The 17,786-nt window shown below is 61.1% G+C and carries 14 protein-coding genes and 1 pseudogene; 5 read left to right on the top strand and 10 right to left on the bottom strand.

Features of this window, described 5'->3' with window-relative positions; genetic code table 11:
* Positions 1–192: 192 nt before the first annotated feature.
* Positions 193–1,716, bottom strand: a complete 1,524-nt coding sequence (locus NKI69_RS15550; protein ID WP_352721902.1) for a recombinase family protein — start codon at positions 1,714–1,716, stop codon at positions 193–195.
* A gap of 54 nt (positions 1,717–1,770) precedes the next feature.
* Positions 1,771–2,112: a DUF2147 domain-containing protein gene (locus NKI69_RS15555; protein WP_352721904.1), complete on the bottom strand. Its 342-nt coding sequence runs from the start codon at positions 2,110–2,112 to the stop codon at positions 1,771–1,773.
* A 449-nt stretch (positions 2,113–2,561) separates the two neighbouring features.
* On the opposite strand from NKI69_RS15555, the gene NKI69_RS15560 reads away from it, so the two are divergent.
* Both NKI69_RS15560 and NKI69_RS15565 read left to right on the top strand, forming a co-directional pair.
* Positions 2,562–2,828 (top strand): SEL1-like repeat protein, encoded by a 267-nt coding sequence (locus tag NKI69_RS15560; RefSeq protein WP_013532614.1) that lies wholly within the window; start codon positions 2,562–2,564, stop codon positions 2,826–2,828.
* Positions 2,829–3,220: 392 nt separating this feature from the next.
* Positions 3,221–4,342: an ABC transporter substrate-binding protein gene (locus NKI69_RS15565; protein ID WP_023812840.1), complete on the top strand. Its 1,122-nt coding sequence runs from the start codon at positions 3,221–3,223 to the stop codon at positions 4,340–4,342.
* A 76-nt stretch (positions 4,343–4,418) separates the two neighbouring features.
* Here NKI69_RS15565 and NKI69_RS15570 read toward each other — a convergent pair whose 3' ends face one another.
* The 6 genes from NKI69_RS15570 to NKI69_RS15595 form a co-directional block, all read right to left on the bottom strand.
* On the bottom strand, positions 4,419–6,401 hold the full coding sequence (locus NKI69_RS15570) for an acetyl/propionyl/methylcrotonyl-CoA carboxylase subunit alpha (protein ID WP_023812841.1): 1,983 nt from the start codon (positions 6,399–6,401) through the stop codon (positions 4,419–4,421).
* Between the two features lie 286 nt (positions 6,402–6,687).
* Positions 6,688–7,056 carry a hypothetical protein gene (locus tag NKI69_RS15575; protein ID WP_352441363.1) on the bottom strand — a complete coding sequence of 123 codons (369 nt, stop codon included), beginning with the start codon at positions 7,054–7,056 and terminating at the stop codon, positions 6,688–6,690.
* 195 nt (positions 7,057–7,251) lie between these two features.
* Entirely contained in the window at positions 7,252–8,859 is a 1,608-nt protein-coding gene (locus NKI69_RS15580) for a carboxyl transferase domain-containing protein (RefSeq protein ID WP_352441280.1), read from the bottom strand.
* Positions 8,860–8,861: 2 nt separating this feature from the next.
* A complete protein-coding gene (locus NKI69_RS15585) occupies positions 8,862–10,025 on the bottom strand; it encodes an isovaleryl-CoA dehydrogenase (protein WP_128303019.1) in 1,164 nt (387 codons plus the stop codon).
* A gap of 67 nt (positions 10,026–10,092) precedes the next feature.
* The gene (locus NKI69_RS15590; RefSeq protein ID WP_128303020.1) at positions 10,093–10,743 is read right to left on the bottom strand and encodes a TetR/AcrR family transcriptional regulator; all 651 of its coding nucleotides are present in this window, start codon (positions 10,741–10,743) and stop codon (positions 10,093–10,095) included.
* A 70-nt stretch (positions 10,744–10,813) separates the two neighbouring features.
* Positions 10,814–11,098, bottom strand: coding sequence for an acylphosphatase (locus tag NKI69_RS15595; RefSeq protein WP_352721908.1), 285 nt, complete (start codon positions 11,096–11,098; stop codon positions 10,814–10,816).
* Between the two features lie 163 nt (positions 11,099–11,261).
* Here NKI69_RS15595 and NKI69_RS15600 point away from each other — a divergent pair, with 163 nt between their 5' ends.
* Positions 11,262–12,254 (top strand): bifunctional helix-turn-helix transcriptional regulator/GNAT family N-acetyltransferase, encoded by a 993-nt coding sequence (locus NKI69_RS15600; protein ID WP_352441279.1) that lies wholly within the window; start codon positions 11,262–11,264, stop codon positions 12,252–12,254.
* A 36-nt stretch (positions 12,255–12,290) separates the two neighbouring features.
* Here NKI69_RS15600 and NKI69_RS15605 read toward each other — a convergent pair whose 3' ends face one another.
* Complete coding sequence (locus NKI69_RS15605) at positions 12,291–13,403, bottom strand: pyridoxal phosphate-dependent aminotransferase (RefSeq protein WP_352630816.1); 1,113 nt, start codon at positions 13,401–13,403, stop codon at positions 12,291–12,293.
* A gap of 118 nt (positions 13,404–13,521) precedes the next feature.
* Here NKI69_RS15605 and NKI69_RS15610 point away from each other — a divergent pair, with 118 nt between their 5' ends.
* Together NKI69_RS15610 and NKI69_RS15615 are read left to right on the top strand one after the other, a co-directional pair.
* Positions 13,522–15,195 carry a tetratricopeptide repeat-containing sulfotransferase family protein gene (locus tag NKI69_RS15610; RefSeq protein WP_352441277.1) on the top strand — a complete coding sequence of 558 codons (1,674 nt, stop codon included), beginning with the start codon at positions 13,522–13,524 and terminating at the stop codon, positions 15,193–15,195.
* Positions 15,196–15,395: 200 nt separating this feature from the next.
* Positions 15,396–16,449 (top strand): annotated as a pseudogene (locus NKI69_RS15615) (IS1182 family transposase); the annotation flags it as partial.
* Positions 16,450–16,581: 132 nt separating this feature from the next.
* On the opposite strand, the gene NKI69_RS15620 reads toward NKI69_RS15615, so the two are convergent.
* Positions 16,582–17,769 (bottom strand): porin, encoded by a 1,188-nt coding sequence (locus NKI69_RS15620; protein ID WP_127257438.1) that lies wholly within the window; start codon positions 17,767–17,769, stop codon positions 16,582–16,584.
* Positions 17,770–17,786 lie beyond the last annotated feature (17 nt).

Below are 17,786 nucleotides of genomic sequence, written 5' to 3' on the forward strand. Positions count from 1 at the left end.
GACAAAAACAGGGGACACAGGGGAAGAGGGGTGGAGAAACGTGAGCGAGGCCGTTCGCATGTATCATTATGAGGCTGTGATCGTTTGCCTGCATAAGTTATCGCTAATGTTCGGCTTCTATGTACATTATGAGCGGGTTTTTAGATTAGCAGATGCTCACGGACCTTTATCTCTCTCATTATGACGCTGTAATCAGCCCGGCTCTCCGGTGTCGTCGAAAACAAGCGCATGGCTACGACCGCTGCGCATGGTGACCACAGCCCTCCTGAGGGTCTTGCTGTCGCTCTCAAGGTCAATGCGAGCCACAAGATTGGAGATCAGCCCTTGGGCTCCCTTTCGGTCCTCCTTGGCCAGCCGCCTGATCTCATCCTGATCCATTTCGAAGTCGATGACAGCCGCCGCGCTCTCACTGAACCTCGCGTCATTCTCGCGGATGGCCACGATCTCCCGCCGCTTGGCCTCTATTTGGCGGGCTAGTTCATCGGCCTTGCCCAAGAGGACCTTGCGGACATCGGCGGTTTCAGCCTCGGCGATACCGGCAAGGACGTTGGATTGCTTGGCCTCAAGGGCACCTATGGTCTCCTCAAGTTTCCCTGCGAGATCGGGGGCCGCTTGGTCCTGCGGTACAGGAACAGCCAAGAAGCCAATGCGGTCAATCAACTCTCGCTCAAACTGGTCATATCGCCAGTTGGGTGCGGCACATTCGGTGCGCTTGAATGTCTTCCCGGTGCAGGTGAAGTAGCCCCACGACATACCGCGTTTTTTCGAGGACGTGAGGGCCATTGAGGAGCCGCAGTGACTACAGTGGACCATACGGGAGAACAGGTTTGATGTGCGGCCTACCTGTCTGCTGTGCTGTCGGGCCTTGGTGCGCTGACGGGTGGCCAGCCATTCGGTCTCGGTCATCAGGGCAGGGAAGTAGCCCGGCACCTCCTCGCCCTTAAGGACAAGGCACCCATAGGCGGCTGGTGAGCGGAGGACATCGCCCACCACTACTTGAGCCCATGAGTTCCCTCCGGGTGAGGGGATGCCGCGAGTGTTCAGTAGCTTTGTAATGGCCTGCTGCCCGTGACCTTCCTTGGCAAGCTCGAAGATAAGCCGGGCGTCGTCGGCACGGGCATTGAGGCCGTAAGTTTCCCGGTCGATCCAAAAGGGTAGCTTCGCGACCTTGACCCGCCCGGCACCACTGGCGACTGCCTCACGGGCCTTCTGCGCCTTGCGGGACCATGCCTCGCCCACCCGATGCGATAGCTTTGCGCTGTACTCATAGGCCGCCTGCATGGACATGAGGGACATCATGAGGCTAGCGAAGTTTGCGCGGTAGTCGTCGTATGTATGGACTCGCTGGTCTTGCAGGGTCACCAAGGTAAGGCCGGTCTTGAGGAGTTCGGAGAGGACTGGCTGGGCATCCATGGGATGAATGCGCGAGAAGCGGTCGAGGTTCTCCAAGAGGAGGACCGTATCGCTAGGGATGGTCCCGGCCTTAACATCTGCAATGAACTGCCCAAGGCTGGCCTCAAGGTCGAGGTTTCCACCCTTGAAGGCTGACACGCCATTGTCGACCAATTGTCGGTCGAGGCTTAATCCATGGATTGCACAGAAGGTCTCGGCGTTCTTGGTTTGTCGGGCGAGGCTGTCACCCTGGGCCTGCTTGCCTGAGGACCAGCGAGCATAGGAAATCGCATTGCGGCCCTTGAGTTCGCGAGGCTGTAGCATGACTGGACGGTCTCCGTTGGTGCCTTGGAGACCGTCCGATATCAGTATGCAGAATTAAAGTCTATGCCAGGTCTGGCTCTTGCAGATCAGTCCGCCGAGCACGCAGCCGCTCATCTTGAGAGAGCTGCCCGACAATGTCGCCTTGCCCGAATAGGTCTTGTCGTTTGCCGGATCGGTGATGTTGCCGGCATATTTGTTGTCGCCCGTCGCCTTGAGCGAGCCGATGGTCTTGCCGGCATATTTCCCGGACCTGAGGGTGATGGAAAACGAGCCGCCGCCGGCGATGGCCGCGGTTTCGCCGGCCTGCGTCTTCCAATTGCCTTCGATCGGATCGGCCCATGCCGCACCCGCCACGATCAATGTGGCCGCAAGGGCCAGGCTCAGTTTTCGAAACATGTCTTCCTCCCTGTGGATGTCCGGCCGGACGCTCCGCCTCGCCGGTCTGCCGCTTACGCAAACGTAAGCTAATCCAGCTCCCGGCAAAACAAAAGCGGTGCCGTAGCGGAAGACTTTGGGATTTTGAAGCCGCCTGAAAGCGCCTCCTCGACGACGAAATGAAACGTTCGGCGCATCGCCTTTGTCTGCCGTGGTTAGCGAAGTCTTGCCTCCGCGTGAGAAAACTCTCGTCAAATTTGACGCAAGCAGGCTGAATTGCTGGGTTTGTATCCTTAACGATATTCGGCGTTTACCTCTTGTTTTAGCTTTGTTTTCCTCAAATTAAGCACGCCATTTAACGACGGATTCAAGCCTGCACGGCATTCTCGAAAGCATCGGAAGAGCAGCCGGCAAGACGAAAGAAGGCAGCTCTCGGGAGCCTGACAGGGGCCGGAAAACAGGGGATTGAAATGGCACGTTTTGAAATGCTTGAAGCAGGTTTCGGCGCCATGGGAGCAACTGCCCAGGCCGACATCCTTTTCGAACTGGGCATGATGTATGCGACCGGCCGCGATTGCGAGACCGATGTCGTTGCCGCCCACAAATGGTTCAACATCGCCGCCATCAAGGGCTCGGCCCGCGCCGCGGAACTGCGCTCGGAACTGTCGGCGGCCATGTCGAAGGTCGAGATCGCCACCGCGCTGCGCGAAGCCCGCGAATGGATGACCATGCACTGAAATCTGCCGATCGCAGACAGGCTATCGAAGACAGGGAAGCTCCGGGATCAAGGCCGCACAGACGGCCAGACCCGGCGGAACGAAGGCCGCGCAAGACGGTCACGGTGTCAAGAAAGAGAACGCGGCAGGCCGCAAGGCCCAGTCGTGCGCGACACAGGGAAGCTGAGCGGGATTCTTAGGCGCGGGGGCGCCTCGAGATTGCTCGACGGGCAAAAAAAGCCACGACCAGCCGGAACAAGGCTGGCGTGGCTTTTTGCGTGGATGACGTCTCGCAGGCCCAATCGAGCGGCGCCAATGCGCCTAGACAGGCCGAATGAAGGATGAAATTGTCCGGCCTCTCTGGAAGAAGCGCGGCCGGGGCGGCCGCGCGTGAGTGGAGGAGTTCTACAACAATGAAAAAATTGAGCATTTTGAACGCAGCCATATTCGGCCTGATGATGAGCACGCCGGTCGCATTCGCCGATGACATCACCTTTGCGGTGATCGGCCCGATGACCGGACAGCTCGCCACAATCGGCGATCAGTTCAAGCAGGGCGCACAGGCCGCTGCCGACGCGATCAACGCCGCTGGCGGCATCAACGGGTCGATGATCAAGCTTGATATCGAAGACGACCAGTGCGATCCCAAGCAGGCCGTGTCGGTTGCCAACCGCGTCGTCGCCGATGGCGTCAAGTTCATCGACGGCCATGCCTGCTCCGGTTCGAGCATTCCGGCCTCGGCCGTCTATGCCGAAGCCGGCGCGCTGATGATGAGCCCGGCTTCTTCCAACCCGGTGCTGACCGACGCGGCCGCCAAGGCCGGCTGGCCGACGATCATGCGCCTTTACACGCGTGACGATGCGCAGGGCGCCTTCATCGGCCCATGGATCGCCAAGAAGTTTGCCGGCAAGAATGTCGTCGTCCTGCACGACAAGAGCGCCTACGGACAGGGCGTGGCTGACGCCGTCAGGGCAACGATGAATGCCGGCGGCCTCAAGGAGGTCTACTATGACGGCATCAACGCTGGCGAGAAGGACTATTCGGCTCTCGTCACCAAGCTCAAGGACTTGAAAGCCGACGTCGTCTATTTCGGCGGCTACCATCCTGAAGCTGGCCTGATCCTGCGTCAGTCGGCGGAACAGAACCTGAAGTTCCAGCTGATCATGCCGGACTCCATCGCCTCGCCCGAATTCTGGCAGGTTGCCGGCCCGGCCGGCGAGGGCACCATGTTCGTCTTCCCGTCGGATCCGCAGGCAAAGCCGGAAGCCAAGGCTGCCGTCGAGAAGATCAAGGCCGGCGGTTTCGTGCCGGAGGGCTTCACGCTGTTCTCATACGCCACCATCCAGGCATTCGCCGAAGGCATCAAGCGTGCCGGCAGCGACGACCCGGCCAAGGTTGCCGAAGCGTTGAAGAACGGCACGCCGATCAGCACCGTTGTCGGTGATGTCACCTTCGACGAGAAGGGCGATCTCAAGAATGCCAGCTACGACATCAACCAGTGGCATGACGGCAAATACGCGCCGATCGCGCAGTAATCGCCGACTTGGCGACCAAGTAGCGTAGAGAAATGGCCGGGTCCGTCCCGGCCATTTTCTTTTTACCTTCGAACCGTCAGCTGGCTACAGCGGTCGAGGCGGCTTGTTCCCCGACGAACCGCACCAGCACCGTCCCGTCGGTCACCTGCGCGCCCTCGGTGGCGATCTCAGCGATCACGCCGTCATGCGGCGCGGCGATGGTGTGCTCCATCTTCATCGCCTCCAGGATCAGCAGCGGCTGGCCCTTGATCACCGTATCGCCTTTTCCCACGCGCACCAGCTTGACCAATCCCGGCATCGGCGCACGCAGGCTGCCGGCGCTTGCCGCCGCCTCATCGGCCCGTGCCAACGGGTCCGACACGGCGAAGGTGTAGCCAACGGCGCCTTCGAACACGGTGATGTGGCCGGGCCAGCGGGCAAGGCGCGGCGCGGCGCGAAAATCATGCGAATTGGTGTCGTCATAGGGCTTCTCCAGCGCGACCTGGAAGCGCCCATCCGGCCGCACCGAAACCTTCGCCGCGATATCGTCTTCACCGAACTTCAGCCATGTGCGTCGCGCCACGCTGTGGAAATGGGCATAACCGGCAAGCGACGACCACGGATCGTCTGACAACGGCGATGCTCCGGCCCCCGAGGCTGCGACTGCGGCCGCGGCTATGGTTTCTCCGCTCGGCGGCGGGACGATCGTCAAAGCCGCCTGGTGTCTGCCAATCAGGCTGGTGTCGACGTCGCCTGCGGCGAAATCCGGATCGGCGGCGAGAGCGGCAAGAAAGGCGGTGTTGACGGTCGAGCCGGCGATCTCGGTCCGGGATAGCGCCGCGCCAAGCGCTTCCAGAGCCGCCTGGCGGTCCGTGGCGTGGACGACCAGCTTGGCGATCATCGGATCGTAGTACGGCGAGATGGCGTCACCCGCCCGCACGCCGGTCTCGATGCGCATCGTGGCGCCTGGCGGGGCCGCGTCTGGAAATCTCAGATGATGCAGCGTGCCCGTTGCCGGCAGAAAACCTTTTGCCGCGTCCTCGGCATAGATGCGCGCCTCGAAGGCATGGCCGGTAAGCGCGATCTCGCTTTGCGTCTTCGGCAGCTTTTCGCCGCTGGCGACCCGCAACTGCCACTCGACCAGATCGGTGCCGGTCACCATTTCGGTGACGGGGTGCTCGACCTGCAGACGGGTGTTCATCTCCATGAACCAGAAGCGGTCGGCTTTCAGGCCTTGCGAGGCATCGACGATGAACTCGATGGTGCCGGCGCCTGAATAATTGATCGCCTTGGCGGCCTTCACCGCCGCATCCGTCATCGCCTTGCGCAAAGCCTCGGTCATGCCGGGCGCGGGCGATTCCTCGATCACCTTCTGGTGGCGGCGCTGCGCCGAGCAGTCGCGCTCGTAGAGGTGCACGGCGTTGCCGAAATTGTCGCCGAACACCTGCACTTCGATATGGCGCGGCTTGTCGACATATTTTTCGACCAGCACACGGTCGTCGCCGAACGCAGCTTTCGCCTCGCGCCGCGCGCTGGACAACGCTTCGGAAAACTCATCGGGATGCTCGACCCGGCGCATACCCTTGCCGCCGCCGCCAGCGCGTGCCTTGATCAGCACGGGATAGCCGATCTCGCGTGCCTTGGAGGCAAGTAGCACGATCTCCTGCGCCTCGCCATGGTAGCCCGGAACGACCGGAACGCCGGCTTTTTCCATCAGACGCTTGGCCGCGTCCTTCAGCCCCATGGCACGGATCGAGGCCGCCGACGGGCCGATGAAAATGAGCCCCGCCGCCGTCACCTGGTCGACGAAATCGGGATTTTCCGACAGGAAGCCGTAGCCGGGATGAATGGCTTGTGCGCCGGTAGTCAAGGCCGCGGCGATGATCTTATCACCGCGCAGATAGCTTTCGCCGACGCGCGAGGGGCCGATATGCACCGCCTCGTCGGCCATCTCGACATGCAGGGATCTCGCGTCGGCATCCGAATAGACGGCGACAGTGCGCACACCCAGTTTCCGAGCCGTGCGGATGACACGACAGGCGATCTCGCCGCGATTGGCAATCAGGATCTTGGCAAACATGGAGCCTCCGCATGTAAGGCTCGCAGTCCATGGGAAGCAGGGCGCTTCAACACCCCCCTCTGTCCTGCCGGACATCTCCCCCGCAAGGAGGGAGATTGGCAGCTTTGCCCTCGCTGCGAACTTTCAATGTTGGAATTTGGCGAAAGCGATAGCGACAGTCGATCTCCCCCAATGCGGGGGAGACGTCCGGCAGGACAGAGGGGGGTACTGTCCAGCGAGCCATTCCAGCCCTCGGCGTAGACCTCTCCCTTACCAAGGGAGTGCTCTACCTTGCGGTCGGTAGTATCTATTTCGATGACGAAATTGCGCAGCCGCCACTCGCGGTCTTGAGCTTCCACCGTGTCAAGCCGGCCTGGCAATTGCGCAGCGCCGTCTCTTCCGCCGCCTTCTGGGACGGCGCGTCGAGCTTCGTCCCGCAGACAATGTAGAGGTCGACGACACGCGAATAAAAGGTTGTGGCGTAAGCCGAATGGCCGCTCGCCGCGACGTAGCCCTTGTAGGCAACGTTGCATTCGCCCGAACCCAAGGTCGGCGGAAAACGCACGTCTCCCTTGCGTCCCGCGAGCGATTCCGCCGAGCCGATGCCGGTCGCGGTTAATATTAGAAATACTGAAAGTATCGAAGCAGCCGTTCCCTGGCAATATTTCAGTTTCATTTCCAGCCCGTCCCCATTGCCCCATGCTGGATAAGCAGTATCGAATATTTTGCCTCGCCGCCAGTTCACTGTTTGAGATTCGAAGCCGCCTATGCTGATGAATCGGTTGGTCCATACAGTTCAGCCTTTTCGCACGGCAGCAACGGCCTGCCGGTATAGTTCCGCCGTTTGTCCGTCGAAGTTGACCGTCCATTCTCACATCCGAAACACGCCGAAGCGCGTGTCCTCGATTTCGGCGTTGAGCGCGGCGGACAGGCTGAGCGCCAGCACGTCGCGGGTCTTCGCAGGGTCGATGATGCCGTCGTCCCAGAGGCGTGCGGACGAATAGAGCGGATGGCCCTCATGCTCGTATTTCATCAGGATCGGCTTCTTGAATTTCGCCTCTTCCTCGGCGCTCCATTCCCCGCCCTTGCGCTCGATGCCTTCGCGCTTGACCATGGCAAGCACCGTTGCTGCTTGCTCGCCGCCCATCACCGAGATGCGGGCGTTCGGCCACATCCACAGGAAGCGCGGCGAATAGGCGCGGCCGCACATGCCATAATTGCCGGCGCCGAACGAACCGCCGATGATGACGGTCACTTTCGGCACGCGGGCGGTGGCGACCGCCATCACCAGCTTGGCGCCGTCCTTGGCGATGCCGCCTGCTTCATATTTTCGACCGACCATGAAGCCGGTGATGTTTTGCAGGAAGACCAATGGGATCTTGCGCTGGCAGCACAGTTCGATGAAGTGCGCGCCCTTCACAGCACTTTCGGAAAACAGCACGCCGTTGTTGGCGATGATGCCGACCGGCATGCCATGGAGATGGGCAAAGCCGGTGATCAGCGTGGTGCCGTAATTCTGCTTGAACTCGTCGAATTCGGAACCGTCGACGATGCGCGCAATCACCTCGCGTGCGTCATAGGGCTGGCGCAGGTCGGTCGGCACGATGCCGTAGAGTTCATCCGCCGGATGAAGCGGCGGAATCGATCTCTGTAAGTTTAGGCTTACAGTCTTGTTCCGATTCAGGTTTTTGACGATGCGGCGACAGATGGCGAGCGCATGGTCGTCGTCCAGCGCATAGTGGTCGGCAACACCGGAGAGCCTGGTGTGCACATCGGCGCCGCCAAGATCCTCGGCACTGACATCCTCTCCGGTTGCCGCTTTCACCAGCGGCGGACCGCCGAGGAAGATGGTTGCCTGGTTGCGCACCATGATCGTTTCGTCCGACATCGCCGGCACATAGGCGCCGCCCGCCGTGCAGGAACCCATGACGCAGGCGATCTGCGGAATGCCTGATGCCGACATATTGGCCTGGTTGTAGAAGATGCGGCCGAAATGCTCCCGGTCGGGAAACACCTCGTCCTGATTGGGCAGGTTGGCGCCGCCGCTGTCGACGAGGTAGATGCAAGGCAAATTGTTCTGCAGCGCGATCTCCTGCGCGCGCAGATGCTTCTTCACCGTCAGCGGATAGTAGGTGCCGCCCTTCACCGTGGCGTCGTTGACGACGACCATGACCTCGGTGCCTTCGACGCGGCCGATGCCGGCGATCATTCCGGCCGAAGAGATCTCCTCGCCATACATCGACCATGCCGCGAACTGGCCGATCTCGAGGAAGGGCGAGCCGGTGTCGAGCAACTGGGCCAGGCGCTCCCGCGGCAACAGCTTGCCGCGCGAAACATGCCGCTCGCGCGCCTCATCCGAGCCCCCGCGCTCGACGGTGCCCGCCTTCTCCGCAATGTCGGCGACCAGCGCCCGCATGCGCTCGGCATTGGCGCGGAATGCTTCGGAGGAAGGGGAGATCTGGGTTTGCAATGTGGCCATACCTACACCCCCTCCGCCATGATCTCGCGGCCGATCAGCCAGCGGCGGATTTCGCTGGTGCCGGCGCCGATCTCATAGAGCTTGGCGTCGCGAAGCAGGCGGCCGGTCGGATAGTCGTTGATGTAGCCATTGCCGCCAAGCAGCTGGATGGCGTCGAGCGCCATCAGCGTCGCCTTCTCGGCGGCAAACAGCACGCAGCCGGCGGCGTCCTTGCGTGTCGTCTGGCCGCGGTCGCAGGCTGCGGCGACGGCATAGACATAGGCGCGCGCGGCGTTCATCGTCGTGTACATGTCGGCCAACTTGCCTTGCACCAGCTGGAACTCGCCGATCGCCTGGCCGAACTGCTTGCGCTCGTGCACATAGGGGACCGCCACGTCGAGGCACGCCGCCATAAGGCCGATCGGGCCGCCGGCGAGCACCGTGCGCTCATAGTCGAGGCCAGACATCAGCACCTCGACGCCGCGCCCTTCCTCATGCAGCACATTGTCGAAGGGCACCTCGACATCCCTGAACACCAGTTCGCCGGTGTTGGAGCCGCGCATGCCGAGCTTGTCGAGCTTTTGCGCCACGGAAAACCCGGCAAAAGCCTTCTCGACGATGAAAGCGGTGATGCCGCGCGATTTCAGGTCCGGGTCGGTCTTGGCGTAGACGACCAGGGTCTCGGCGTCAGGCCCGTTGGTGATCCACATCTTGGTGCCGTTGAGCACGTAGCGGTCGTTGCGCTTTTCGGCGCGCAGCTTGAGCGAGACGACGTCCGAGCCGGCGCCGGATTCCGACATCGCCAGCGCGCCGACACGCTCGCCCGAGCACAGTGGCGGCAGGAATTTTTCCTTCTGCGCCGTCGTCGCCCAGCGGTTGATCTGGTTGACGCAGAGATTGGAGTGGGCGCCGTAGGAGAGGCCGACCGAGGCCGAAGCGCGCGAGATTTCCTCGACGGCGATCACATGCGCGAGATAACCCATGCCGCTGCCGCCGAAATCGGGGTTGGCGGTGATCCCAAGCAGGCCGAGCGCGCCGAGTTCGCCCCACAGATGCGCCGGGAATTCGTTCGAGCGATCGATGTCGGCGGCGATCGGCGCAATGCGATCCTGGGCGAAGCGCCGCACCATGTCGCGCAGCGCCTCGATCTCCTCGTCATGCCCGAAGCTGAGCGTGTTGGTGTACATTTTTCTCCTCCCTGCGCATGACCCCGAAAAATCGACTTTGATTTTCGGAAAGGGATCATGCGCGAAATCAAAATGCTGCAGCGTCCTTTGCGCGTCCGAAGGGACGCGCGGCGCTGTAGGCGTCGATCTTCGCGCCGACGAGCCGCATTGTCATTGAAAGATATGTCGTGGTCACTTCCGCGATGGACAGCCGTTCGCCCGGCCGAAACCAGACGATGACGCCGGTCATCATCTGGATCAGCGCCATGGCCGTCAGCCCGGTGTCGTCGATGCTGAAAGCGCCCGTCTCGTCGCCGTCGCGCAGGATGGCGCGCAACTCCTTCTCGTAAGCCGTGCGCATACGCAGTATCTGTGTCAGCCGTTCGGGCGACAGACTGCGCAATTCCATGTTCGACACATGCGTGGCGTGCCGTCGCTCGATATGAAAGGCGATGTGATTGCGCACATAGGCGGAGAGCAGTTGCGCCGGATCTCCATCCGCCGGCCGGGCTGCTTCCCATGCTGTGGCCAGACCTTCCATGTGCTCGCGCATCAGCGTGAACAGAAGCTCTTCCTTGGTTGGAAAGTAGCGGTAGAGCGCGGCTGCCTGGACGCCGACCTCGGCGGCCAACTGGCGCATCGACATCGCTTCGTAGCCAAGGCGCGCGATGAGGTTGACCGCCGCCTCACGGATGGTCGCTTCTGTCTTTTCGCCATCGGACCCAGCGGTGCGTGCCATGTCAGCTCCTCTGCGAAGCAATAATAAAACGAACGTTCAATTAATTCAAGACGCCAATCCAAACTCACCTTCATGCAACGATCCTGAACCCAACAGAGGCGTTTTCTGCCACCAACTCCTCGATGTCGACCATGGAAACAGAAGCTCCGGCCGGCCCTTCCCAGAGGCGCTTGATCATTGTCGAGACCGCTTCATCAAGGCCTGCAATTTGCGTCGTTACGGCCCCATCCGCTTCATTGCAAACCCAGCCCGCAAGACCAAGGCCTGTGGCCTCATCCCGGGCCCATGCTCTGAAGCCGACGCCTTGCACATTGCCGTAGATGCGCGCCTGCACTTTCCTGCGATGACCAGTCATGAATCTCTCCAAGCCTGTCTCGTTAAAATCTGGTGCATGGCTCAGGGAATGCAACATGAGAGTTGCGCGCACGACGCAATAGCTGGGCCCTCTGGCTTTGAAATTTCATTGACTCAGTCCATTAATTTTGAAAAATGGAGCTGCCCTATTGGGAGTTGGCTGGATGTTGGACGAACGCAACGCATTGGTGGCCGATGTCAGGCGCTTCAATCGCTTCTACACGCGCACCGTCGGCCTTCTCGACGAGACGCTGACACAAAGTGCATTCACTTTGACCGAGGCGCGCGTGCTGTTCGAATTGGGTCACCGCAGCAACCCGGCTTCCGCCGAAATCGCGGGCGAGCGAGGTTTCCTGGCTGGGGCTTTTCGGCTGGAGAATGGCCCGGCGGCCTCTGAAATATCAAGACAGTTGCGTGTCGATGCCGCCTATCTGACGCGGATCCTGCGCAAGTTCGCGGGCCAGGGGCTGACCGAGGCCAGAACGGACCCGGCTGACCGGCGCCGAAGGGTCCTCTCGCTGACCTCACGAGGCGAGGCAGCGCTTGCCAGACTGCAAGCGGCGGCCGATCGGGACACGGCGCGGCTGATCGAAAGCGTCCCCGACGACAGGTTGCATGAACTGCGCAGCGCCTTGCGCAAGGCGGGGGAATTGCTGGGCGATCCCACCCGTGACAGCAGCGAGGTGACGTTGCGGCCGCATCGCGTCGGCGATGTCGGCTGGGTCGTGCAGCGCCAGGCCCAACTCTATGCCGAGGAATATGGCTGGACGATCGAGTTCGAGGCCATGCTCGCCGAGATCGGCGCCGATTTCATTCGCAATTTCGTGCCCGGCCGCGATTTCTGCTGGATCGCCGAGCGCGGTGGTGAGCCGGTCGGCGCGGTGTTCCTGGTTCATCAGGACGACGAAGTGGCCAAGCTGAGAATGCTGCATGTCGAGTCGCCGGCGCGCGGCCTCGGCATCGGCAAACGACTGGTCGCGGAATGCGTGAACCAGGCCCGGGCTTGCGGCTACGCCAAGCTGGTGCTGTGGACCAACGATATCCTCGTTGCGGCGCGCGCGATCTACGAACGTGCCGGCTTCAGGCTGGTCTCGCAGGAGCACCACCACAGCTTCGGCAAGGATCTGACCGGCCAGACCTGGGAAATGGATTTGTAGGCAGCTTTTGCTGCCGGTTTGCTTGCAGACGCGATTCTAGTTCCCCCGCGCCGTTGCCAGCGCGCCAGGCAACTCCTCGGCAAGAATATCGAGTTCGTGATCGAGACCGACGCTGACGCGGATACAGCGGTCGAGCCGTGGCACCATCGGTTTGCGGATGAACACGTCGCGCGACAGCAGGCCTTGCAGAACTTTCAGCGCGAAGGCGCCATCGCCGCAGCAATCGATGGTGACGAAATTGGTCGCCGACGCCAGTGGCTTCAACCCGTTCGCTTCGGCAATGCCGGCGATGCGTCGGCGGCCGGCCGCGACCCGCGCCACCACGCTTCTGAGATAGTCCTGGTCGGCGAGCGCCTCGACGCCGGCGATCTGCGCCATGCGGCTGACGCCATAATGGTTGCGGATCTTCTCGAAGTCGCGGATCACCTGGGCCTCGGCGATCGCATAGCCGCAGCGTATGCCCGCCAGCCCGTAAGCCTTCGAGAAGGTGCGCATGCGGATGACGTTTGGCCTGGAGATATCGATCGGCGGCAGCGCCGAGGCCGGCCCGAGTTCGCCATAGGCCTCGTCGAGCACAAGCATGGTGGTTTGCGGCAGCGCCTCGATGAAGCGGATGATCTCGCTCCCCTCCCACCAACTGCCCATTGGATTGTCCGGGTTGGAGAGATAGACCAGCGGGGCCTTGTCCTTGCGCACCGCCGCCAGCAGGCCATCCAGGCTTTCCCGGTCGTTCTCGTAAGGAACTGTCACCAGCCGCCCGCCGACACCGGCAATGTGGAAGTTGAAGGTCGGGTAAGCGCCGAGCGAGGTGACCACAGCATCGCCGGGCGCGACGTACATGCGTGCCACAAGGCTGAGCAGGCCATCTATGCCCTCGCCGACAACGACGTTCTCGGCTTCTAGGCCGTGATGGGCGGCAACCGCCAGCTTCAGATCGTGATTGTCGGGATCGCAATACATCCACATGTCGCCGGCGATCTCGGCCATCCGGGCGGTGACGCGCGGCGAGGGACCAAAGCTGCTCTCATTGGCGCCGATGCGGGCGCGGAAAGCGCGGCCACGCTCGCGCTCCTGCGCTTCGGGGCCGACAAACGGCACCGTCGAGGGAAGCGCTGCGATGAGCGGCATGAGGGGAGGGCGCTGGGGCATGGTGGAAGCTCGTTTGAAAAGGGCCTTCTTGCTAGCGCGCCGGATGGGTCGGTGCAAGTTGCCGCTGGGCAGATCCGTAACGCTGGATTCATCCGGCTCTTTTTGCTAGCGAGATATCATGAACAACCGTCTCCCGCCTGCTTGGTCAAAGCACATCAAGCCCGGGCCCACGCCGAAAGCGAAGGGGCCGATACTCAAGCCGACAGTGAGCCAAGGAAACGCTCAATCGCGAGCGCAGGCCGACGAAGCGCTGCTGAACCAGGCCTATGCCCTTCAGCAGGCCCAGCGGCTCGACGAGGCTCAGGACCTGTGCCTTCGGGTGCTGGCGCGCACGCCAAACCATCCGCTCGCTCTGTACATCCTGGGGACCCTGTACCAGCGTTACGATGACGAGATGGCCTTGCGATATTTCGCGCGGGCGGTCGGCGAGGAACCTAAAAACCCTTACTACCACCTCAGCCTCGGCGAGGCCTATGTGAAGGTCAGCGAATATTCGCCAGCCATCAAGCATATGCTGTATGCTTTGGAACTGCAGCCCAGACTTATCGAAGTGCTTTGTGCACTGGGGCGCGCCTACACCAAGTTTGACAAACCCGACATGGCTTTGCCGCTTTACGAGAAAGCGCTCAAGATCAACCGCGATCATCCCAAAGTGCGGGCGGGGCTGGCCAGCGCGCTCAGCGGCCTGGGGCGCATGGATGAGGCCGCCGCCTTTCTGAAAGAAGCAATCGGACGTCGCATCGACGTGCCGGCTGCCTACCACGACCTCGTACAGACGAAAAAATTCACCGAAGAGCCGGAGGAACTCCAATCCATCCTGCGTGAACTCGGCAATCCCAAGCTTGATCCGGACGGTGCTTACAAGCTCCATCACGCTGCCGGCAAGGTACTGAACGACCTCAAGCGCTACAGTGAGGCATTCGACCATTTCAATAGGGGGAAACGGGCCTCCGGCTACACCTTCGACATCAATCTGTATCGCCGCTGGATCGACTCCCTGATTGAAACCTTCACGCCGGACTTTCTGGCGGCCAGGGCCGGCTATGGAAATCCTTCCGAAGTGCCTGTGTTCGTGGTCGGTATGCCGCGGTCGGGCACAACGCTCACGGAACAGATCTGCGCCAGCCATCCCGATGTTCAAGGGGCAGGCGAGCTTAACAAATTAAGGCGGGTCGCCAATGCAATCGGCCTTAAAACCTCATCGGCCGGCGATTTGAGCCGGCCGGTCATGTCGGTCACGCAAGATCTGTCCAGAAAGTTGGCGGAAGAGCATCTGTCCTACCTTAGGGAGTGGGCGCCTGCCGCGCTTCGCGTGGTGGACAAGATGCCGCACAATTTTGAAATGATCGGCCTTATCGGCCTTCTCTTTCCCAACGCGCGCATCATTCATTGTCGCCGTGATGCCATCGACAATTGCGTCTCTTGCTTTGTCCAGAGCTTCAACAAAGGACACAGCTACAATACTGATTTGCGGATACTAGGTCTGTACTACCGCGAGTATGACCGACTGATGCGCCATTGGAACGAGGTTTTTCCAGGCCTTATCTTCGAAAATCGCTACGAAACGCTGGTCGAGGATCAGGAGGCGCAGTCACGCCGCCTCATAGATTACCTTGGGCTGCCCTGGGATGACGCCTGCCTGCGTTTTTTCGACAGGGATGGTTCGGTCAATACGCCCAGCCGCTGGCAGGTTCGCCAACCGATCTACAAATCGTCGGTCAAGCGCTGGAAGAATTATGAAAATGAGATTCAGACGCTGATTGATGCGTTGGGCGATCTAGCGGACAAATAATCCAATCCGAGCTGTGCGGGTGCATGCAATGCGCCCGCGACTTTCGCTGTTAATACCGAATCAATCAATTAAGACAGCGGGTTGCAGCACCGCATCCAATAGTCGCACAATGTCCTGAAAAAAACCCGGCGGTTGCCCGCCGGGTTGCAGACTGCTGACAAACCCCTAGCATTTGCTAGGGGTTTTTGATTCACTGGGTTATGTTGAAGCGACCCGCCCCTGAACAGACCGCACTCGAGATGGTGACGCTGGATCAGTTGGTTCCGGCTGATCACCGTTGCGCAAGATCGACCGTGTGATTGATTTCTCCTTCATCCACGAACTGACCGCGCCACTGTATTGCCCCTACAATGGCCGCCCGCCACTCGATCCGACGTTGATGTTCGAGGCGCTGTTCATCGGCTATCTGTTTGGAGTTCGCTCGGAACGGCAGCTGGTGCGCGAGATCGAGGTCATGTCGCCTATCGCTGGTTCCTGCGGCTGAAGCTGACGGACAAGGTGTTCGACGCCTCGACGTTGTCACAGAACCGGCGGCGGCGTTACGACGACACCAGCGTGTCGCAGGCGATCTTCGACCGCATCGTCGAGCAGGCGATCCGGGCGGGCCTTGTCGATGGCACGGTGCTTTACACCGCCTCCACCCATCTGAAGGCCAACGCCAACAAGACCCGCTTCGATCTGGCGTTCGTGGCCAAGTCGCGGGCCCATTACTGGGAGGCGCTGGACGCGGCGATCGATGAAGAGCGCGCCGTCCATAGCCAGAAACGGCTGAAGGAGAAGCAACGCCAGCCGGTGGAGAAAGAGACCAAGGTCTCGCGCATCGATCCCGACAGCGGCTACATGGTGCGCGAGGGCAAGCCGAAAGGCTTTTTCTATCTCGATCACCGCACGGTGGATGCGGCGCATGCCATCATCACCGACACACACGCGACAGCGATCGTCCATGATTCGACCGTCTACCTGTCGAGGCTCGATCGGCAGGTGGAGGGCTTCGGCTTTGATGTCGGCGCCGTCGGGTTGGACGCCGGCTATGCCACGGCCGGCATCGCCAAAGGACTGGAGGATCGAGCCATGTGCGGTGTCACCGGCTATCGCCGACCGAGACCGCCCAAGCCCGGCATGATGGCACCGTCGGCCTTCACCCATGAGCCGGCGGCTGATGGCCCACAGGGCCAGGTGCTGGCCTACGCCACCACCGACCGCAATGGCTACCGCCGCTACAAGAGCGACCCCGCCATCTGCCGCGGCTGCCCATCTCCTGACACAAACAGTCCAAGACACTTCAATCACATAACAAAAAACCCCGCCGAAAATCGACGGGGTTTGTCAGCAGTCTGAAACCCGGCGGTTGCCCGCCGGGTTTTCGATTCGACAAGTCGCAACTTATTAGAACGAGCGCTGGAAGCGAAGGAGGCCGCCGACGCTGTTCTTCTTGTCGGCCGGAGTCCAGGCGACGTTGTCCGTGCTGCCCTCATCGAACTTGCCGGCATGAAGATAGTCAACTTCGGCCGTGACGGTGAAGCCGGGAACGATGTCATAGGCGACGTTCGCTGCAACGCCGACGTTCTTCCAGTCATCAGCAGACGCCTGAAGGTTGAATGAGGTCTTCTCGTTGAACTTGTAGGTGCCACCGCCCCACACTGCCCAGTTGCCGCCCCACTGCTTGTAGAAGCCGCGACCGCCCGCGGGCTGATCATAGGTCGGGTCGTTGAGGTTGTCGTCGGTGCCATAGCCACCCATGATGAACAACGACAACTCGTTGGAAACGTTCACATCCAAGCGAACTTTGCCGGCGACTTCTTCGTAGTTGCTGTCATACGCAACAACACCAGTGATCGCGCCCCAGCCCTGGGTCCACTTCACGCCGCCGACAACATGCGGAACATAGCTGTCGATCGTGCCAACGCCATACTTGCCGTTGCCAAGATCGTCGACGGATCCAGCGCCCGAGCCTTCTTCGAGCGAGAGCACGGCCGAGAAACCATTGCCTGCGTCGAAATAGTACTGGACGACGTTGGTGTCGAAGTCGCCGTAGGGAACCAGCGTATCCTGGATGACATTGCCGGCGTAGCCGATGAACGTATCGAAGGCCGATTCGTCTTTACCGACGCGCAGACCGCCAAGTTGGATCCAGGCGAAGTTCAGCGATACGTCCTTGTTGTGCGCATCGTTCGGGCCGAAGTCGGGATCACCGTTGCTGTTGCCGAAATTGAAGCGGGTCTCGGTGTAGGTCTTCAAGGTGCCGAGCTCGGTCTCCTGGCCGGTCCAGGTTTTGAGCGTGAAGCGGGTGTTCTTGTACCAGGCTCCCTGGTTCTTGCCGTCCTGCACGTCGTTGCTGCGAGCACCATCGAACGAGCCGACGTCGCCAGCACCGATGTCATAACGGACATAGCCGCCGATGCGCAGGCAGGTTTCGGTGCCGGGGATGTAGAAGTAGCCAGCGCCGTAGACGTCGCAAATCTTGACGTATTCAGCGGGTTCCGGCTCGGCGACGACGACGGCGTCGGCGGCGCGCGCACCGGAAACTGCGATCAGGGCCGCAGCGGAGCCGAGGAGAAGGCTCTTGATGTTCATTTTCTGACCTCCAGTCA

This window comes from Mesorhizobium sp. M0491 (assembly GCF_040321265.1).
GTDB lineage: Bacteria > Pseudomonadota > Alphaproteobacteria > Rhizobiales > Rhizobiaceae > Mesorhizobium.